Annotated in this window: 13 protein-coding genes; 4 read left to right on the top strand and 9 right to left on the bottom strand. The window is 61.8% G+C overall.

Going from position 1 to position 18,182, the window contains the following annotated elements; genetic code table 11:
• Positions 1-114: 114 nt before the first annotated feature.
• Entirely contained in the window at positions 115-1,281 is a 1,167-nt protein-coding gene (locus tag ACESWY_RS03830) for an ABC transporter substrate-binding protein (RefSeq protein ID WP_373093077.1), read from the bottom strand.
• Between the two features lie 250 nt (positions 1,282-1,531).
• Here ACESWY_RS03830 and ACESWY_RS03825 point away from each other — a divergent pair, with 250 nt between their 5' ends.
• Positions 1,532-2,875 carry a homoserine dehydrogenase gene (locus tag ACESWY_RS03825; protein WP_195192932.1) on the top strand — a complete coding sequence of 448 codons (1,344 nt, stop codon included), beginning with the start codon at positions 1,532-1,534 and terminating at the stop codon, positions 2,873-2,875.
• 209 nt (positions 2,876-3,084) lie between these two features.
• On the opposite strand, the gene ACESWY_RS03820 is transcribed toward ACESWY_RS03825, so the two are convergent.
• Positions 3,085-4,647, bottom strand: a complete 1,563-nt coding sequence (locus ACESWY_RS03820; protein WP_373093075.1) for a cation:proton antiporter domain-containing protein — start codon at positions 4,645-4,647, stop codon at positions 3,085-3,087.
• Positions 4,648-4,831: 184 nt separating this feature from the next.
• Here ACESWY_RS03820 and ACESWY_RS03815 point away from each other — a divergent pair, with 184 nt between their 5' ends.
• Together ACESWY_RS03815 and ACESWY_RS03810 are read left to right on the top strand one after the other, a co-directional pair.
• Entirely contained in the window at positions 4,832-8,578 is a 3,747-nt protein-coding gene (locus tag ACESWY_RS03815) for a phosphoribosylformylglycinamidine synthase (RefSeq protein ID WP_316364677.1), read from the top strand.
• 99 nt (positions 8,579-8,677) lie between these two features.
• Positions 8,678-9,613 (top strand): DMT family transporter, encoded by a 936-nt coding sequence (locus ACESWY_RS03810; RefSeq protein ID WP_373093072.1) that lies wholly within the window; start codon positions 8,678-8,680, stop codon positions 9,611-9,613.
• A 190-nt stretch (positions 9,614-9,803) separates the two neighbouring features.
• On the opposite strand, the gene ACESWY_RS03805 is transcribed toward ACESWY_RS03810, so the two are convergent.
• The 4 genes from ACESWY_RS03805 to ACESWY_RS03790 form a co-directional block, all read right to left on the bottom strand.
• Positions 9,804-10,946 (bottom strand): GGDEF domain-containing protein, encoded by a 1,143-nt coding sequence (locus ACESWY_RS03805; RefSeq protein WP_316364674.1) that lies wholly within the window; start codon positions 10,944-10,946, stop codon positions 9,804-9,806.
• A gap of 189 nt (positions 10,947-11,135) precedes the next feature.
• Positions 11,136-12,158, bottom strand: a complete 1,023-nt coding sequence (locus ACESWY_RS03800; RefSeq protein WP_316364673.1) for a 2-keto-3-deoxygluconate permease — start codon at positions 12,156-12,158, stop codon at positions 11,136-11,138.
• Positions 12,159-12,307: 149 nt separating this feature from the next.
• Positions 12,308-12,631, bottom strand: a complete 324-nt coding sequence (locus ACESWY_RS03795; protein WP_035137063.1) for an AzlD domain-containing protein — start codon at positions 12,629-12,631, stop codon at positions 12,308-12,310.
• Positions 12,621-13,277, bottom strand: coding sequence for an AzlC family ABC transporter permease (locus ACESWY_RS03790; protein ID WP_316364710.1), 657 nt, complete (start codon positions 13,275-13,277; stop codon positions 12,621-12,623). Before ACESWY_RS03790 ends, ACESWY_RS03795 begins: the two co-directional genes overlap by 11 nt.
• A 162-nt stretch (positions 13,278-13,439) precedes the next feature.
• On the opposite strand from ACESWY_RS03790, the gene ACESWY_RS03785 reads away from it, so the two are divergent.
• Positions 13,440-14,252 carry an HD domain-containing protein gene (locus ACESWY_RS03785; protein ID WP_373093069.1) on the top strand — a complete coding sequence of 271 codons (813 nt, stop codon included), beginning with the start codon at positions 13,440-13,442 and terminating at the stop codon, positions 14,250-14,252.
• Here the strand turns inward: ACESWY_RS03785 and ACESWY_RS03780 are convergent.
• From ACESWY_RS03780 to ACESWY_RS03770, 3 genes are read right to left on the bottom strand one after another with little or no spacing between them, the layout of a single operon-like run.
• Positions 14,249-15,454, bottom strand: a complete 1,206-nt coding sequence (locus tag ACESWY_RS03780; RefSeq protein ID WP_373093067.1) for an FAD-binding protein — start codon at positions 15,452-15,454, stop codon at positions 14,249-14,251. The genes ACESWY_RS03785 and ACESWY_RS03780 overlap by 4 nt on opposite strands.
• A complete protein-coding gene (locus ACESWY_RS03775) occupies positions 15,455-16,270 on the bottom strand; it encodes an electron transfer flavoprotein subunit beta/FixA family protein (RefSeq protein WP_316364667.1) in 816 nt (271 codons plus the stop codon).
• Between the two features lie 2 nt (positions 16,271-16,272).
• Entirely contained in the window at positions 16,273-17,874 is a 1,602-nt protein-coding gene (locus ACESWY_RS03770) for an FAD-binding oxidoreductase (RefSeq protein ID WP_373093064.1), read from the bottom strand.
• Positions 17,875-18,182 lie beyond the last annotated feature (308 nt).

The raw sequence follows: 18,182 nt of genomic DNA, 5'->3' as shown, positions 1-18,182 counted from the left end.
TTCTATTACTTTATGCAGTAATGCCACTTTATTGTGTGAAAGTAATGTTTCCGTTCTGTTACAGGCGTCCCTGCCCTGAATAAAACGGCCTCACCGGTCGCGCTTTATGCGCACTTAGGCGGCGATGTACTTGCCGTCCTGAATCACATAGGCTGTGGCGGGCTTTTCGACCTGGCCCTCGTCATTCCACGTCAGCTCGCCTGTCAGGCCCTCGATCTTGATCTTGCGCATGGCCTTGGCAAGGTCGCCGGCAATGTCGGCACCGTCGGCCGTAATGTCAATCCCCGCCTTGTCGATGGCCTCGACAATGGCGTGGACGCAATCGTAGGCGTCGGCGGCAAACTGGTTGGGTGTCTCGTCGTAGGCATCCTTATAGGCTTTGACGAAGTCGGCATTCTTCTCATCGTCAGCCGAAAACGGGGTCATGAGCAGTACGCCCTCGGCAAGAGAGGTATCGAAGCCTTCCACAGAGAGTAGGCCGTCCATGCCGTCGGTACCCATGAGGGTCATGTCGTAGCCCATGTCCTTGGCGTTCTTGAGCAAAACGGACGCCGGCGTGTAGTAGATCGGCGCAAAGATGAGCGTGGCGCCGGCCTCCTTGGCCTTGGTGAGCTGGTTGGTAAAGCTCGTGGAGGAATCGTCCTTAAAGGTCTCGGTATCGACGATATCAAGTTTGGACTCCTTGGCCTGCTCGGCAAAGGCATCGGCAACACCCGAGCTGTACGTATCGCCGGAGTTGTAGAACAGGGCAATCTTGGCATCCGCGTACTTCTCGGCCAAGAACTTCGCGGCGCTGGCGCCCATGGTGGGATCGGTGAAGCAAACCTGAAAGACCGTGGTCTTATCCTTGGTGACGTCGAGAGACGAGGCCGAGGGCGTGACCATGAGCATGTCGTCGGCAATCTCGCCCGAGACAGCGACGGCAGCACCGGTGGTGACCGGACCGACGAGCGCCTGCATGCCCCAGTCGCACAGGGTATTGAAGGCGTTGATAGCCTTCTCGCCGTCAGCGACGTCATCCTCGGACTTAAGCGAGAGTTTGAGGTCCTTGGTCGAGAAATCTTTGGCGGCGAGCTTGGCACCCTTCTCGGCCGAAACGCCATAGGTTGCCGCGGCGCCGGTCAGAGGTCCGATGACACCGATCTTGAAGGTCTTGCCGTCATCGGCGGAGCCGCCATCCGAGCCACCCGACGAGCAACCAGCGAGTGCCACGGTGCTGCCGAGCGCCGCGGCACCGGCGAGAAAGTTCCTACGGCTGAGCGTGCTGTTGATGTTGAACATGGTGTCCCCCTTTTCGCTGACCGCAGTGCGGCCGTCTTGCGGTACGGGGCAAACCTTATGGCGCAAACGTTGACAGTTTGTTACGGAGTTTCGTTTGTAGCGAGCATGTTTCCAATGTTTCCGCAGCGTTTCGGGGGTGCCGTTTTGTGCGACTCCCGCTGCCAGGCAAGCACGCGCCCGCACTTCACGCTAGAATGCACTCAACCTTTAAGCGGTTAATCCATCCATAAGATGCACGAAGGAGCTATCTATGAGCGAACCCATGCGCACCGTGAACGTCGGTCTGATCGGTCTGGGAACCGTCGGCGGCGGCGTGGCCCGTCTGATCAAGAGCCACCACGATGAGTACCTGGCCGCCTACGGCATCGACCTTAAGCTGACCCGCGCCTGCGCGCTTGCCTGGGAGCAGGCCGAGGCAGCCGGTATTGAGCGCGAGGCCTTTACGAGCGACTGGCACGACGTCGTCACCGACCCCGCCGTCGACATCGTCGTCGAGCTGATCGGTGGCGAGCATCCCGCAACCGAGATCTTTACCACTGCTTTCGAGAACGGCAAGCACGTCGTCTCTGCCAACAAGGCCCTGCTGGGCCGTCATGTCGAGACGCTCGCCGAGAAGGCGCGCGCGTGTGGCGTGCAGATTAAGTGCGAGGCCAGCTGCGGCGGCGGCATCCCCATCGTGAGCACGCTCGAGCACGACCTGGTGGGCAACAAGATCCTGACCATCGCCGGCATTCTCAACGGCACCACCAACTATATCCTGTCGCGCATGGACGCCGAGGGCGCCGATTACGCCGACGTCCTTGCCGACGCGCAGGCCAAGGGCTATGCCGAGGCCGACCCATCCGCCGACGTTGACGGCTTCGATGCCGCCAGCAAGACGGCGATCCTCGCCTCCATCGGCTTTGGCACCCGCGTGACCACCGACGATGTGTACCAGCAGGGTATCCGCACCATCGGTGCCGAGGACATCGCCCAAGCCCGCGAGCTCGGCTACACCATTAAGCTGCTGGGCATCGCCCGCAACACCGACGCCGGCGTCGACGTTCGTGTGCACCCCACGCTCATTCCGGCAGACCATATGCTCGCCAAGGTCAACGGCGCCATGAACGCCGTCTACGTGGTGGGTGACGCCGTGGGCGAGACCATGTTCTACGGCGCGGGTGCAGGCTCCTTCCCCACCGCGAGCGCCGTCGTGGGCGATATCCTGTCGCTCTCCGAGCAGATCAGCCGCGGCGTGGCTCCGCTGCCCGAGATTGAGCCCTATGGTCACAACCTCGCCTTTAAGCCCATGGACGAGCTCCAGACCAAGTACTATGTGCGCCTGAAGGTCGCCGACCGCGTGGGCGCCCTGTCCGAGACGGTCGATATCTTTGCCAAACACAACATCTCGATCTCGCTCATCAACCAGGTCGAGGACGGCAAGTCGGGCGTCAGCGATGCCTGCTCGGTCATCTTCCTGACGCACCGCGCGCTCGAGAAGGACGTCCAGGCTGCCGCCGCCGAGCTTGCCAGCGTCGACTGCGTGGCCGAGGTCGCCAACGTCCTGCGCATCGAGGACGTTGAGGCTTGGACCGAAGGCGTCATGGCCAACTAGTCCACCACTTCGAACCTCAACGAAGCTCAACGCAAAAGGCGCGCTGCCTGCATCAACCACAGGCAGCGCGCCTTCCTCTGTTTGCAGGGGAAGCTGCGTCCCGGTATTTCAGCTTAGAACGGGGCGAAGCTTCCCTCAGGGCCTTCTTTCAGAAACTATGTCCCATTCTGGGCGCGGATTCTGGGATGCATTTTCCGCGGCGGCGTTGGCTACCTGCCGTCGTCGTCCTGGGCTTCATCGCGCGTATAGAGCTCCAACATGCGGCGGCGGTATTCGCGCACGGCGAGCTTGGCGCGCTCCAGGCGGCGACGCTCGCGCGGAGTCAGCTCGGACGGGTCGACCTCGTCTCCATAGGTCTTATCGGCAAGAAGATGTGCCGCGTCCACAATACGGGCATCGATATGGCCGCTCGCCGCCTCGGCGGAAAGACGCTCGGCAATCGTATCGAGCGTAGGCAAGCCCTCGAATACGCGACCATGGCCATGCGAAGTCAGCAGCTCGTGCTCACGTGCGAGCAGGCTCGCCAAATCGTGATGGGCGCGCAGGATGTCGAGCGCATCGGATGGATGCTCGGCAACTTCTGCCACGGCGGCGACCGGCGCGGCGTCGACCACGCGGTAGAAGAGCTGCGCGAGCAACGGCATCAAGAACACCGTGATGGCACCGGCGGCAACCATGACCGACGCAATATCTTGCGACAGCGCGCCCGCGTTGACGGCAACGCTTGTCACGGCAACGATGATCGGCAGGGCCGTGGTGCAGTACAGGGCCACGGTAATGCGACCATACGCCGACACATCGCGCGTCGCAGGACAAATGCTCATAGAGATGAGAATGGGAACGGCACGAATAATCAACAACGCCACGATAAAGCCCACGAGCAGACCCGGGCGCGACGCCACGGCCGTCAGATCGATCTTTGCGCCCGATACGGTAAAGAATACCGGAATCAAAAAGCCGTAGGCCAGGCCATCGAGCTTGGTCTCGAGCGTATGGTTGCCCTCGGGGATGATGTAGCGCAAGACAAAGCCGGCGGCAAAAGAACCCAACACGATGTCGAGATCAAAGACAGCCGAGAACGCCACGAGCGTGACCAGGATGAGCACCGTCAGGCGCACGAAGGTCTGCGACGTGGTATCGGCGCGTTCCTCGACAAACGCAAAGAAGCGGCTGCCGACGCGCTTGGAGCGGCTCGGGACCACGGCCAGCAACACGCAGACCACCGCAAACAAGCCAAGGATTACGAGCGTTTGGATGCCGGTGCGGGCAGACAGCAGCACCGACATGGCGAGCACAGGGCCGAGCTCGCCCCAGGTGCCATACGCGAGAATCGAGTCGCCCACGCGCGTGCCGGTGAGCGAGCGCTCACGCATGATGGGCACGAGCGTGCCGAGCGCCGTCGAAGTGAGGGCAAGCGTCACGGCGATACCGTCGAAATGACTAACCGAGAACCACGGGGTAAAGCGCACGGCAAGCCAGGCGATACCAAACGTGACGACCCACGTCGCCAAGCCGTAGCGCCCCTCGACGCCCGTGATGCTCTTGGGGTCGATCTCAAAGCCGGCAAGCAGGAACAAGAAGGCCAGACCCAGCTCGGACACAAGCGAGACCTCGGCATCTACATGGATGACGCCGAGCATATGGGGTCCCAGCACCGCGCCGAGCACGAGCAAAAAGACCGTCTCGGGAACGGGTTTTCTGGGAATCGCCGAGGCGATGAAGGGGCTTGCAAAGGCCACGAGCGCGATGATGGCGAGTGAAACGAATGCCATGTGATGCCTTTCTCTTGTTTGCGCTTCACTGTAGCACCCTCGCCGTCCTCAACGCGCCGCGAGCTGTCGTATCATAGTGAGGTTTACAAACATGTGGCTCAAGGCGACCGCGAGGCTTGTCCCGTAAACCGACCGCTGCCGCATACCGTACCGTACGCCCAACCGATCAGGAAGGCAGGAACCAATGGTCTCTCGTATCTACGTGGAGAAGAAACCCGGGTTCGACGTCGAGGCTCAGCAGCTCAAGGGCGAGCTGACCGAAATTCTCGGCATCAAGGGCATCGAGGCCCTGAGGATCATCAACCGCTACGACGTCGAGGGCATCGACGAGGAGCTTTTCCGCTCCTGCGTGCCGACCGTCTTTAGCGAGCCCCAGGTCGATGTGACCTACGACGAGCTCCCCGCAAGCGATGGCGCCGTCTTTGCCGTCGAATTCCTGCCTGGCCAGTTTGACCAGCGCGCCGACTCCGCCAGCGAGTGCGTGCAGCTCATCAGCCAGGGCGAGCGCCCCGCCGTGCGCTCCGCCAAGGTCTATATCATCTCGGGCGCTCTGGACGAAGCCGCCATCGAGGCCATCAAGCACTACGTGGTGAACCCCGTCGAGGCGCGCATCGCCTCGCTCGACCTGCCCGAGACGCTGTACATGGAGACTCCCGAGCCCCAGCCCGTCGAGGTGCTCGACGGCTTCCGCGAGCTCGACGAGGCCGGCCTTGCCGCCTTTATTTCCGAGCGCGGCCTTGCCATGGACGAGGCGGACATCGCCTTCTGCCAGCAGTACTTCCGCGATGAGGACCGCGACCCCACCATCACCGAAATCCGCGTGATCGACACCTATTGGTCCGACCACTGCCGCCACACCACCTTCGGCACCGTCCTGGATGACGTGACGATCGACGACGCTGTGGTGCAGCAGGCCTTCGACCGCTACATGGAGATGCGCCACGAACTCGGCCGCGACGCCAAGCCCGTCTGCCTCATGGACATGGGCACCATCGGCGCCAAGTACCTTAAGAAGACCGGCGTCATGACCGATGTCGACGAGTCCGAGGAGATCAACGCCTGCACCGTCAAGGTGAAGGTCGATGTCGACGGCGAGGACCAGGACTGGCTGTTCCTGTTTAAGAACGAGACCCACAACCACCCGACCGAGATCGAGCCCTTCGGCGGTGCCGCCACCTGCGTGGGCGGCGCCATCCGCGACCCGCTCTCGGGCCGCAGCTACGTGTACCAGGCCATGCGCGTCACCGGCGCCGGCGACCCCACCGTCCCGGTTTCCGAGACGCTCGAGGGCAAGCTGCCGCAGCGCAAGCTCGTGACCACTGCCGCCGCCGGCTACTCCAGCTACGGCAACCAGATCGGCCTTGCCACCGGCCAGGTCAACGAACTCTATCACCCCGGCTACGTGGCCAAGCGCATGGAGGTCGGCGCCGTCGTGGGCGCTACCCCGGCAAACCACGTGCGCCGCGAGTGCCCCGCCCCCACCGACAAGATCATCCTGCTGGGCGGCCGCACCGGCCGCGATGGCATCGGTGGCGCCACCGGCTCCTCCAAGACCCAGAACACCGAGTCCATCGAGACCTCGGGTGCCGAGGTCCAGAAGGGCAACGCCCCGGTCGAGCGCAAGCTGCAGCGCCTGTTCCGCCGCGGCGACGCCTGCCGTCTGATCAAGCGCTGCAACGACTTTGGCGCCGGCGGCGTCTCAGTCGCCGTGGGCGAGCTTGCCGACGGCCTGTACGTGGACCTGGACACCGTGACCAAGAAGTACGACGGCCTGGACGGCACCGAGCTCGCTATCTCCGAGTCCCAGGAGCGCATGGCTTGCGCCGTCGCCGACGGTGACGTCGAGGAGTTCATGGGCTACGCCGCCGAGGAAAACCTGGAGGCGACCGTTATCGCCGAGGTTACCGCCGAGCCGCGCATGCGCATGGCATGGAACGGCGTCGCCATCGTCGATCTGTCCCGCGAGTTCCTCAACTCCAACGGTGCGCCCAAGCACCAGGTCGCCCACGTCTGTGCCCGCAGCGTGTGGCAGCCCAGCTGGGCCGGCACCACGCTCGCCGAGCGCATGACCTCGCTCGTCACCGACCTCAACGTCGCTTCCAACAAGGGCCTTTCCGAGCGCTTCGACTCCACCATCGGCGCCGCGACCGTGCTCATGCCCTTTGGCGGCAAGACGCAGCTCACCCCAAGCTCGGCCATGGTCGCCAAGTTCCCCGTGGACGGCGAGACCACCACGGCGAGCGCCATGGCATGGGGCTTCAACCCCTATCTGATGGAGGCCGACCAGTTTGCGGGCGCCTACCTGTCCGTGGTCGAGTCCATCGCCAAGCTCGTTGCCGCCGGCTTTGAGCACAAGCGCGCCTACCTCTCCTTCCAAGAGTACTTCGAGCGTCTGCGCACCGAGGCCGAGCGCTGGGGCAAGCCCACGGCAGCCGTCCTGGGCGCCCTCATGGCCCAAGTCGACCTGGGTGCCGGCGCCATCGGCGGCAAGGACTCCATGAGCGGTTCGTTTGAGGACGAGACCGGCGAGCTAAACGTTCCGCCGACCCTGATCAGCTTCGCCGTCGCCGTGGGCAAGGCCGCCCGCGCCGTCTCGCCCGAGTTCAAGGGCCTCACGCACCGCGTCGTCCGCATCGCCCCCGCCACCTATGGCGAGGACTACCGTCCCGACGCCCAGCAGTTGCTCGCCGCGTTTGACGCCGTCGAGGCGCTCACTGCTACCGGCAACGCCCTGGCCATATCCACGCCCGGCTACGGCTGCGGCGCCGAGAGCCTCTTTAAGATGTGCGTCGGTAACCAGATCGGTATCGAGCTTGCCGAGGATGTAGACGTGGAGAGCCTCTTCACCCCGCTCTACGGCAGCTTTATCGTCGAGCTCGCCGAGGACGCCGAGCTGCCCGAGGTCGCCGACGGCGTTGTCGTCGAGCCCCTGGGCACCACCGTCGAGGGCTATGTCATCGACACCGGCTCCGAGGTCATCGAGCTCGCCGAGCTCCAGGAGGCCTGGGAGAGCGGCATCGAGGGCGTCTTCGCCTACCGCAGCGCCGGCGAGACCCCCGAGGTCGAGACCATCGACTTCCGCGCCAAGGATATCCACGTGTACGGCGGCGCCAAGATCGCCCGCCCGCGCGTGATCATCCCCGTGTTCCCCGGCAACAACTGCGAGTACGACAGCGCCCGCGCCTTCCGTGCCGCCGGTGCCGAGGCCGACACCTTCGTGATCAACAACCTCACGCCCGAGGCCGTCGCCGAGAGCACCCACGAGCTTGCCCGCCGCATCCGCGCAAGCCAGATCGTCATGATCCCCGGCGGCTTCTCGGGCGGCGACGAGCCCGACGGCTCCGCCAAGTTCATCACGGCGTTCTTCCGCGCTCCCGAGGTCACCGAGGCAGTCCGCGACCTGCTCAAGGCCCGCGATGGCCTGATGCTGGGCATCTGCAACGGCTTCCAGGCCCTGATCAAGCTCGGCCTGGTGCCCTACGGCGACATCGTCGACGCCACGCCCGATGCGCCCACGTTGACGTTCAACACCATCGGTCGCCACCAGAGCCGTCTGGTGCGCACCCGCATCTCGTCCAACTTGTCCCCGTGGCTGTCGCAGTGCAGCCTGGACGACCCCTACACCGTCGCCATCAGCCACGGCGAGGGCCGCTTTGTCGCCAATGACGAAGTGCTCGCCCAGCTGATCGCCAACGGCCAGGTCGCCACGCAGTACGTGGGCGAGAACGGTAAGCCCAGCATGGACCTTTCCGTCAACCCCAACGGCTCCGCACTCGCCATCGAGGGCATCACGAGCCCCGACGGCCGCGTCCTGGGCAAGATGGGCCATGCCGAGCGTCGCGGCGACAACCTGTACCGCAACGTGCCCGAGCATGTCCCCGGCGATAAGTTCATGCCGATCTTTGAGAGCGGCGTGGCCTACTTCGCTTAAACCTTTCCCATCGGGTACAATCCCTTCGGGTAACAACACCCGCCACCGGCACATCCGGTGGCGGGTTCTTTTTTGCTTCGCGCATGTAGGAAGGACATCATGGAAAGCCGCAAGCCGTATCTCGCCACCCTGCCCGGACTCATCCTGGGCTGCCTCGTCTGCTGTGCACTCTGGGGATCGGCCTTTCCCTGTATCAAGATCGGTTACGCACTCTTTGGTATCCCAGCGCACGATAGCGCCTCGCAGCTGCTCTTTGCGGGCTTGCGCTTCACGCTTGCCGGCGCCCTGGTTATCGTTGGGATGAGTGCGGCCCAACGCCGCCCCCTCATTCCGCAGGCTCGCGACATCAAGCCCATCTTTGTCTTGTCGCTCTTCCAGACTATCGGGCAGTACTTCTTTTTCTATCTGGGCCTCTCGCGCGCCAGCGCCATGTCGAGCTCCATCATCGAGGCCAGCGCCAGCTTCCTCGCAATCCTCTTTGCCGCCCTGGCGTTTCGCACCGAGAAGCTCAATACGGCCAAGGTGCTTGGCTGTGCGCTGGGCTTTGCCGGCGTCGCTCTCGTCAACCTTTCGGGCGCGGATGGCACCTTTGGCTTTACGCTCGATGGCGAGGGCTTTATCCTAGCCTCCACCGTCGCGGGTGCCCTTTCGACCTGCCTGATTGGCATCTTCTCGCGCGAGCACGACGGCGTCTTGCTTGCCGGGTGGCAGTTCTTGGTCGGCGGCCTTGTCCTCACCGCCATCGGCTTTTTGATGGGTGGCGCGCTCTCCCCCACGGCGATTGCCCCCGCCATCGCGCTCATCATCTACATGGCGCTTATCTCCGCGGTCGCCTACTCGCTGTGGTCGCGCCTGCTTGCCGTCAACCCCGTCAGCCGCGTCTCGGTCTTTGGGTTTATGAACCCCGTCTTTGGTGTGCTGCTGAGCGCGCTGCTGCTCGGCGAAGGCGCGGGCACGAGCCCCGTTACCGTCATCGTTGCCCTGCTGTTGGTCTGCGGCGGCATCATCATCGTCAACAAACCCAAAAAAGCCTAGCGAACTCACCTTTTTAGGGAGGGCATTCGCATACTTTAGCTTAATGGAGCACACTGGTTCTCGTTGATTTCGTACCGAGTCGCGGCGGCAGACGCCCGTCTTGCCGCACCGCGCCTGGGCATTATGGCCGGTGGCCCCCACAAACGCAAAAGGGGCGCACGACCATCGCAACGGTCGTGTGCCCCTTTTCCTAGCGTATCTGAACGCCAGCTTTCTTTTTCTCGGCCTTGACGCGGTAAAGCTCCGCATCGGCAGCGCGAAGTAAGTCTTGCCAGGTATCAACACTATCGCCGACCCGCGCGTAACCGATGGACATCCGCAATGCATACGGCACCTCGGCATGCGCGAGCTCGTCGTTGATTGTCGCGCACAGATGCATGATATCCCGTTCCGCCACTGCCTTTTGGAGCACCACGAACTCATCGCCACCGTAGCGTGCGATAAAGCCACCAGACGCCGAGCAGACCTCTTTGAGCGCAGCAGATAAGACCTGAAGAGCATGATCACCCTCCACATGTCCATAGCGATCGTTAATCTGCTTAAAGCCGTCAGCGTCCATCATGAGAAGATACACATCGTCCGTATGACCAACATTTGAGAAGAGCGACAGCATATAGGTCTCAAAACGGTTGCGATTGTTGAGACCAGTCAACGGATCGGTCGAGATAAGCTGTTCCTGGCAGATGATGTAGAGCAGCAACATGCTAATCATTATGCCGACACAAAGGCCGGGCACCGAGCATACGACCTGAAAGGTACCGCCCACCAGGGCCGGAATGGCGAAAAACGCCAAGGTTCGATAGATAGCCTTCGTCTGCAAGCTCTCGACCCTGCGAGATTGCACAAACGCATGCAGGGACGTATGTATAACGTAACAGTAGCTGACAATGGGCTGGATCATATAAGCAAAGCCGCGACGATACACGCCCTGCGAATCGATATAGAACAGGGCATGCGTCCAGTAACTGGTAAACGCCAGCACGACCACCAGAGCCGTAGGCAACGTTACAAGCACCACCCTATAGCGCGAGGTCACAAGGCGAGAACCCTGCATCGTCTCGGAATAGATAAACCAAATGAGACACGCGATAGCAAAGAGCGAGAACGAAACCGCGTTGGAAATCCAGTTGGTAGCAATGCCCAACGTGCCGTCCGCACCATCCGAAAGCGTCCAGATCATATCGAATAATACGTACGCAGCAGAGGTGTAGCCAAGCATACTAAACAATAGTTGCAGGGTGCTCGAGAACAAGGAGCGACGACTTCGCGCGGCAAGCCCGATAAGAACAATCATGCATAGCAGGAATATCTCAATCTTGAGTGCCTTAACCACTAGACGCCCTCCCTTCAATATCCGAATGGTCAGAATCGCCCAATTCGAATCTGGGCAATAAACACCCCTTTACTCCGCAGGGGTAAAGGGAATCATAGCAAAGCGCCCGAACATCACTGCAAAACAGTTTCTGTTCGGGCGCTCGGACGGCGCGAATTGCACGCCGGAATCAATTATCGGTAACGGCCGTTACTCACCGTCGATGTCGGTCGCGACGGCCTCCTCGATGGCCTCGACACCGGCAGGCGACAGGTCCTCCTTGCCCTGGCAGAACTTCTTGTCGACCCAGCCGGTCAGAATCGGAGCCATGATTGCCGTGATGATAACGGCAGTGGCGATCTGGGCGTACGCGGTGGGCGCAAGCTCGGCGTAGCGCGGCGCGACCTCGGCGAGAGCAACCGGCGTGGTCATGGCCGTGCCGGCAATGGTGGAGCATGCCACAGCCGCCTTACCGTTGCCGCCACACAAGCGCTCGAAGGCAAAGGTAATGGGACCGACGATAAAGAGCGTGATGAGGCCCAGCAGGATACCCGAAATACCGCCGGTGATAAAGCTCGAAAGGCTCATGGACGCACCGAGCTGAAAGCCGATAACGGCGATCGCGGGGTTGGCACCGGGAACTAGCAGGTTCTTGATAAACGGGAACAGGTTGCCCAGAACCATGCCGATAACGAGCGGCAAAATGGAGCCGATGATAGTACCGACAGGGATGTTGGCAAGACCCGAAACACCAAGGATGATCATCGTGACGGCGGGGCCGGCCGTAAAGAACAGGATACCGACGGCGCCCTGCTCGGACTCATCGCCGAACTCGCCCATGATGCCCGTATAGAGCGCCATGTTGCAAAACGTAATGCCGCCGATGATAGACACGGAGCTCAGACCCAGGAAGTTATCGTTAAAGAAATATGCCACACCCAGGCCGAGAGCCGCTGCGACGACCAGCTTGGGAATCAGCACGACGATGCCGGTCTTGATGGCGCCCGGCGTGGACTTAAAGCTGATGCCGGCGCCCACAAACAGCAGGATCGCGGCGACGATGGTATTGGAGCCACCGCGGCAGGCAGCCGTAAAGAAGCCGCCGACCTCAAAGACCTGCGGGCAGAAGGTGTTGAGCAAAAGACCGACGATCATCGGATAGATCATGATGTCGCCCGGAATGCGCGGGACCTTGAATTTCTTTTGCTCGTTGGTGGTTGCTTCCTGTGCCATGAAACCCCATTTCCGCTGACGGGGTACAAAAGCCCACGTCACGCTTTGCTACAGTAAAGTTTGACCATGGTACCAGAAGAAATAGACCAGCTCGGTGAAAAATCCGACAAGTTGGGATGGAACGAGATTCGGCGCCCGCGACGCCACCCCTATATAAGGCTCAAGACAATATAGAGTACGATGCCCGAGACGCAGCACCACAGCATCGATTTTGTCTTGACCGCCACGACCACGACGCCGGCGGCCGCAATCCAGGGAACCAAGGCAGGCCAGAGTCCCGCGTCGAACGCGCCGGGGCTCACCAAGTCGTTGGCGACCAGCGCGGCAAAGGCAGCGGGCGGGATATAGCCCAGGGCCTCGGTAATGCGGGGCGACAGGGTCCGCCCGCGCAAGGCGAACGCCGGCGCGATGCGAAAGAACGCGATAGCAGCCCACGACGACAGCCACAGAACCAAGAACTCGTTAACGGGCATCGCGGGCACCTCTTCCGTCAAATACAGCATCGCACGCCAACGCAATGGCAATGCCGGCCACGACGCTTGCCGGCACGGCAATATTCGTGAGGCCCAAGAACTTGCATACGACGACGGACACCGCGCCCGAAACCGCCGCGACAACGTTGCCGCGCGACAGCCGCTGCGAAAAGAGCAGGCAGATAAAGAGTGAGGTGCAGACAAAGGCTGCAATGGCGGTGGGAACATCGACAACGGCGCCGACGATGGCGCCCGTCGTACACGAAACGCCCCATGTTGCGATAAGGATCACGTTGAGCACGAAGGACTCACGCGGGCCCCAATCCTCCCCTTCAACCAACTTGGCAAGCGAGATGCCGTATGCCTCCTCGGTAAGTGTCGCGGCAACAGCCAGCGTCTGACGCTTCGAGGCACCCCTCAGATGCGGTGCGATCGATGCCGAGTAAAGCGCAAAGCGCGAGGAGATTGCGGCGACGCTCGCGACGATCGATGCTGCAGGCACACCCGCCAGCCACAGGTTGCAGATCATAAACTGCCCGCTGCCCGTCACAAACGTGCTGCTCAGGGCAAAGACCATCCAGGGCTCCATTCCCGTCTGCCCCATGATCATTCCGCACGGCGCGCCTATTGCAACATAGGTAAGCATCACCGGCCAGACGGTTCTAACGATTTTGAGCACCATACGCTTCTCATCCTGACAAGGTCTCCGAGCCGCATGTAGCGACACGGCAGAATCATCATCCGACAGCAACCGAGTTCACCTACAATTGCCACCGGATCGAAAGACACAACTTTTTAGGAAGTCATTATGACAGCTATCGATCGAGACCGGGCGCGCGCGGCCTTCAAAAGCTACACCGATGCCTACGACGCCACCAACCCACGCATCGCGCTCAAAATCGAGCATACATACCACGTGGCCGAGGCATGCGATGCCGTTGCGCGCGAGCAGGGCTGGTCGTCAGAAGATATTGACCTGGCATGGCTTTGCGGCCTGCTACACGATATGGGCCGCTTTGAGCAGCTGCGACGCTGGGACACCTTTAAGGACGCCGAGAGCATGAGCCATGCGGCGCTGGGCATCGAGGTCCTCTTTGGCGAGAATCCCGCCGATACACCCGCCGTAACGAGCATCCGCGACTTTATCGATGACCCGGCAGAAGATGGGCTCATCCGAGCGAGCATTGCCTATCACAGCGATTTCCGCCTACCCGCGCAGCTCGACGTGCGCACGCGGAGCTTCTGCGATATCGTGCGCGATGGTGACAAGATCGACATTATGCGCACCATCGCCGACAGCACCGTCGACACTATCCTCAAGGTGGACGAGAAGACGTTTCTCGGCAGCCGTTTCTCGTCGCCGACACTTGCCGCCTTTGACGAGCACCGCTGCGTCGCACGCGATGAGCGCGATGAGCCCGCCGACTTCTTGGTGGGGCTTATCTGCTTTATGTTTGAGCTCGTCTATCCAGCAAGCCGCGCGCTGGCGCGCGAACAGGGCGATATCCACCGCCTGCTCGACGCGCCCTTTGGCATTACGCGGCCCTTTACCGACCCCGCCACGCAGGCAACTTGGAGCCGCCTAAAGGACGAGATGCGCGACTGGCTGGCGCGCGCCTAGCGCTCAAGCTGGGCCAGCAGCTCCTCGACGACCTCGACGGCGTCCCCAACAACCTTGTACTGGGCAGCACCGAAAATGGGGGCATCCGGGTCCTCGTTGATGGCGATAATGCACTCCGCCCCACCGATGCCGGCAAGATGCTGAATGGCGCCCGAAACACCGATACTCACGAGAAGCTTGGGCGAAACCGATACGCCCGTCTGGCCAATCTGATGGCGATACTCCAACCAGCCGGCCTCCACGACGGGTCGCGTGCAGCCAAGCTCGGCTCCCAGAGCCTCGGCGAGCCTTCGCATCAACGGCAGGTTTTTCTTGGAACCAATGCCGCGACCCACCACGACCAGGCGCTCGGCATTGGCGATCGAGGGCTGCTGTCCCCACTCCTCGGCGGGAATCGAGATCTCGACACGAGCCTTAGCATCATCCGCAAGCGATATCTGGGTGATCGTGCCAGAGCGGCCGTAGTCGAAGTCGGGAGCCTTAAAGATACCGGGGCGCACCGTTGCCATCTGCGGACGGTGGTTGGGGCAAATGATGGTGGCCATCAGGTTGCCGCCAAACGCCGGACGCGTCTGTTGCAGCAGTCCCGTCTCTGTATCCATCGAAAGTACGGTGCAGTCAGCCGTAAGGCCCGTCTGCAAACGCACGGCAACGCCGGGTGCCAGTTCGCGACCAAAAGCGGTCGCGCCGTACAGAATTGCCTCGGGCTTGCGCTCGGCTACCAAATCACAGATCAGGCGAGCGTAGACTTCGGCATCGCTCTGACGCAAACGCTCGTCGCGACAGACCAGGACCTCGTCCGCGCCGGCGCAAACCAGATGCTCCAGGTCTCCGAGCGAGCCCTCGGGGCTCATGCCGACCAATGCCACCAGACGGCAGCCGCGAGCATCGGCAAGCTCGCGCCCCTTGCCCATGAGCTCGTAGGCCACGGGAGCCACGGCGTCGTGCTCGTCAGTCTGCACGAAGACCCAAATGTCTCGATATGCATCAAGGTCCACCGCACCAGCGGCCTCGTCACGCTCGATCGAGATAGCGTTGACGGGGCAGGCGTCGACGCACCCACCGCACAGGATGCAGCCGTCGGTTACGTGGGCGCATCGGTTGGGTCGCTCGCCTTCCACTACGATGCCGCCCGAGGCACAGGCGCGAACGCAGCGACCGCAGCCGATACAGGCCTCGCTATCGATAATCAGTCCGCTCATCTATGCCATCCCCTCGATAATCTTGGCAAGCTTTGCCGCCTGCTCGGACGCCGTCCCCTCAACGGTCTCGCACGTTTGGTCACGGTCGGGCACAAACGAGCGCACGACCTGTGTCGGCGACCCGGCAAGGCCGCAACGCGCGGGGTCGGCGTTCACGTCGGCGGCACTGACCACGCGCACGTCCGCCTCCTCTGCCGCGCGAATACCGGCAATACTCGGCATACGCAACTGGCCAATCTCCTTGGCAGTCGTCATCGCGCACGGCATCTCCAGATAGACCGTCTCCTCGCCGGCATCGCAACCGTGAACGAGCGAAAGCGCACCGCACGTCGTAAAACCTGCGCTCTGCACGCAGCTCACATCGGTCACGCAGGGAATCTCAAAGGCGCCGGCAAGCTCGGGGCCAATCTGGGCCGTATCGCCATCCACCGCCATCTTGCCGCAGATGAGCAGGTCGAAGTCCTCGTCGAGCGCCTCGATGCCGCACTTGAGGGCATAGGTGGTTGCCAGGGTATCGGCACCCGCAAAGGCGCGATCGGTTAGCAGCAGCGCGTCGTCGGCGCCTCGGGCGATGCAGTCGCGCAATAGCGATTCAGTCGCGGGGATGCCCATCGACACCACCGTTACGCGCACGTCCATGCCAAAGCCGATAAAGTCGTCCTTCAGCGCCAGCGCGCATTCTAGGGCACTTGCATCGAAGGGATTAATGACCGCCTGCTTGCCATCACGCACGATGGTATTGGTCTTGGGGTCCATCTTGACCTCGGTGCTGCCCGGCACCGCCTTGACGCACACTACCATATGGAAATCGCTCATCTTCACGCGCCCCCTTTCTGGACGAGCTCATCCAAGAGCTTCTCCGAAAACAGGTTACCGCGACCCAGCTGCCCGGCAGGATCGAGCTGGAGCTTGAGCCGCGCCGACTCGACCATGGCCTCGTGACCGTACATCGTCTCCAAGAAGCCCGCCTTGATCTTGCCGACGCCGTGTTCTGCGGAGACGGCGCCGCCCATGACCGTGACCTCGGAAGCCCACTGGGCAAAGAGTTCTCCGCCGCGGCGATAATCCTGCGCATCGCGCGGCAGAATGTTCACATGCAGATGGTTGTTACCGATATGCCCCCAGGCGGCAGATTCAAGCCCACTTTCCGCCAGCGTGCGGCGATAGAGGGCGATAACATCGGCCAAGTGCGCGTTGGGCACCGACATGTCCGAACCCAGTTTGGTGATGGTGGGATCCATGCGGCGGCGCTCGTCGATGAGCATGTTGACGCTCTCGGGCACCGCATGGCGGAAGAATCGCTGACACTCGCGATCGACCTCGGTGCGCGCGACCCATGTCGCATCGTCACTGCCACCCGCAAGCTCCAGTACCCACCCCAAGTGATACAGCTCCTCAGTCGCCTGGGCTTCGTCGTCGCAGTCGAGCTCCACGTAGACACAGACCTTGGCGTCTTTGTCGAGCGCAGGCAGCGAGGCAAACGCCGTCGACTGCTCGCGCTGGCGACGTAGAATATCCAGGGCGCCAGCATCGAAGTACTCGATGGCAGCCGCATGGGACAGGACGGGACGCACAGAATCGGTGAAGGACACGGCCTTGTCTTCGCTGTCGAAGAAGCAGCTCACGCCCCAAACGACCGCGGGTGCCACCTGCAGGGCAATCTCGAGTTCGGTGATGACGCCGATTGTGCCACACGCACCGATAAACAGATCGATGGCATCCATATCGTCAACAACGAAATAGCCCGAAGCATTTTTTGTCTTGGGCATGGTATAGCCGGGAAGATCGAGCTCGAGTGTACGGCCCGCTGCCGTCACGAGCGACAGGTGGCGGCCCTGGGCAAAAGCCTCGCAGCGTCGAAGCTCAAGCAAATCGCCATCAGCCAGCACGACGTGGAGTCCCGTGATATGTGGGCGCATGGGGCCGTAGGCGTAGCTGCGGGCACCGGAGGCGTTACATGCCGCCATGCCGCCCAGACAGGCAGACGCCTCGGTGGGATCGGTGGGAAAAAACTGCTCGGGAGCCTCTTGGAACTCCTCGTAGGCCTCAAGCGATGCCTGGTCCCAACCAGCGGTCGGCAGCACCTTCTTGCTCAGCTGCTTGCGCAGCTCCGAGAGCACAACGCCCGGCTCCACGCGCAGCAGAAATTGGCCTTGTTCATCGCGGCGAAGGCCCAAATAGCGATTCATACGGGAAGTATTGAGGATATGCCCGCCGTGGGGCACGGCGCCGGCGGCAAGGCCGGTTCGGGCGCCCTGAACCGTTACCGGAACACGCTCGACATGGAGCTTTTCCAAAATGGCACGGACCTCGTTTTCCGTTGTCGGAAACGAGATGCTCGAGGCCTCGCCCGATGCGCGAGATTCATCGCGGCCATACTCTTCGAACTCGTCGGTGAAGGGTTTGATGGTTGCAGACACGCGAACTCCCCCTTTAGCTAACTACAGTGTTTGCAGGGAGATGTTACCGCATCGTTTCGTCAACGTGTTCGAGACCGTCTCCATAATTGGCGTTTTTTACGTTCGTGCAATTCGGCGAGCGGCTTGATTTCCTCGGCAGACGATGCTTTTGACACATATGGCCCCGCCGTCGCCGACCGCGCGATTGTCGCTCGAAAAAAGTTGGAGTATTTTTTGCCGCCTTTTACCTGCGGAGACGCCAATCCGTCAAGCATTTGGTCAGAAATTGGTCAAGTAGCGGCTGATACGGTCGGCGTCGACAGCCAAAA

Source organism: Collinsella aerofaciens ATCC 25986, from assembly GCF_964237925.1.
In the GTDB taxonomy this organism is placed as follows: domain Bacteria; phylum Actinomycetota; class Coriobacteriia; order Coriobacteriales; family Coriobacteriaceae; genus Collinsella; species Collinsella aerofaciens_BJ.
The sequence above is the reverse complement of the archived record's forward strand: the minus strand, read 5'-3'. Positions and strand labels throughout refer to the sequence as shown.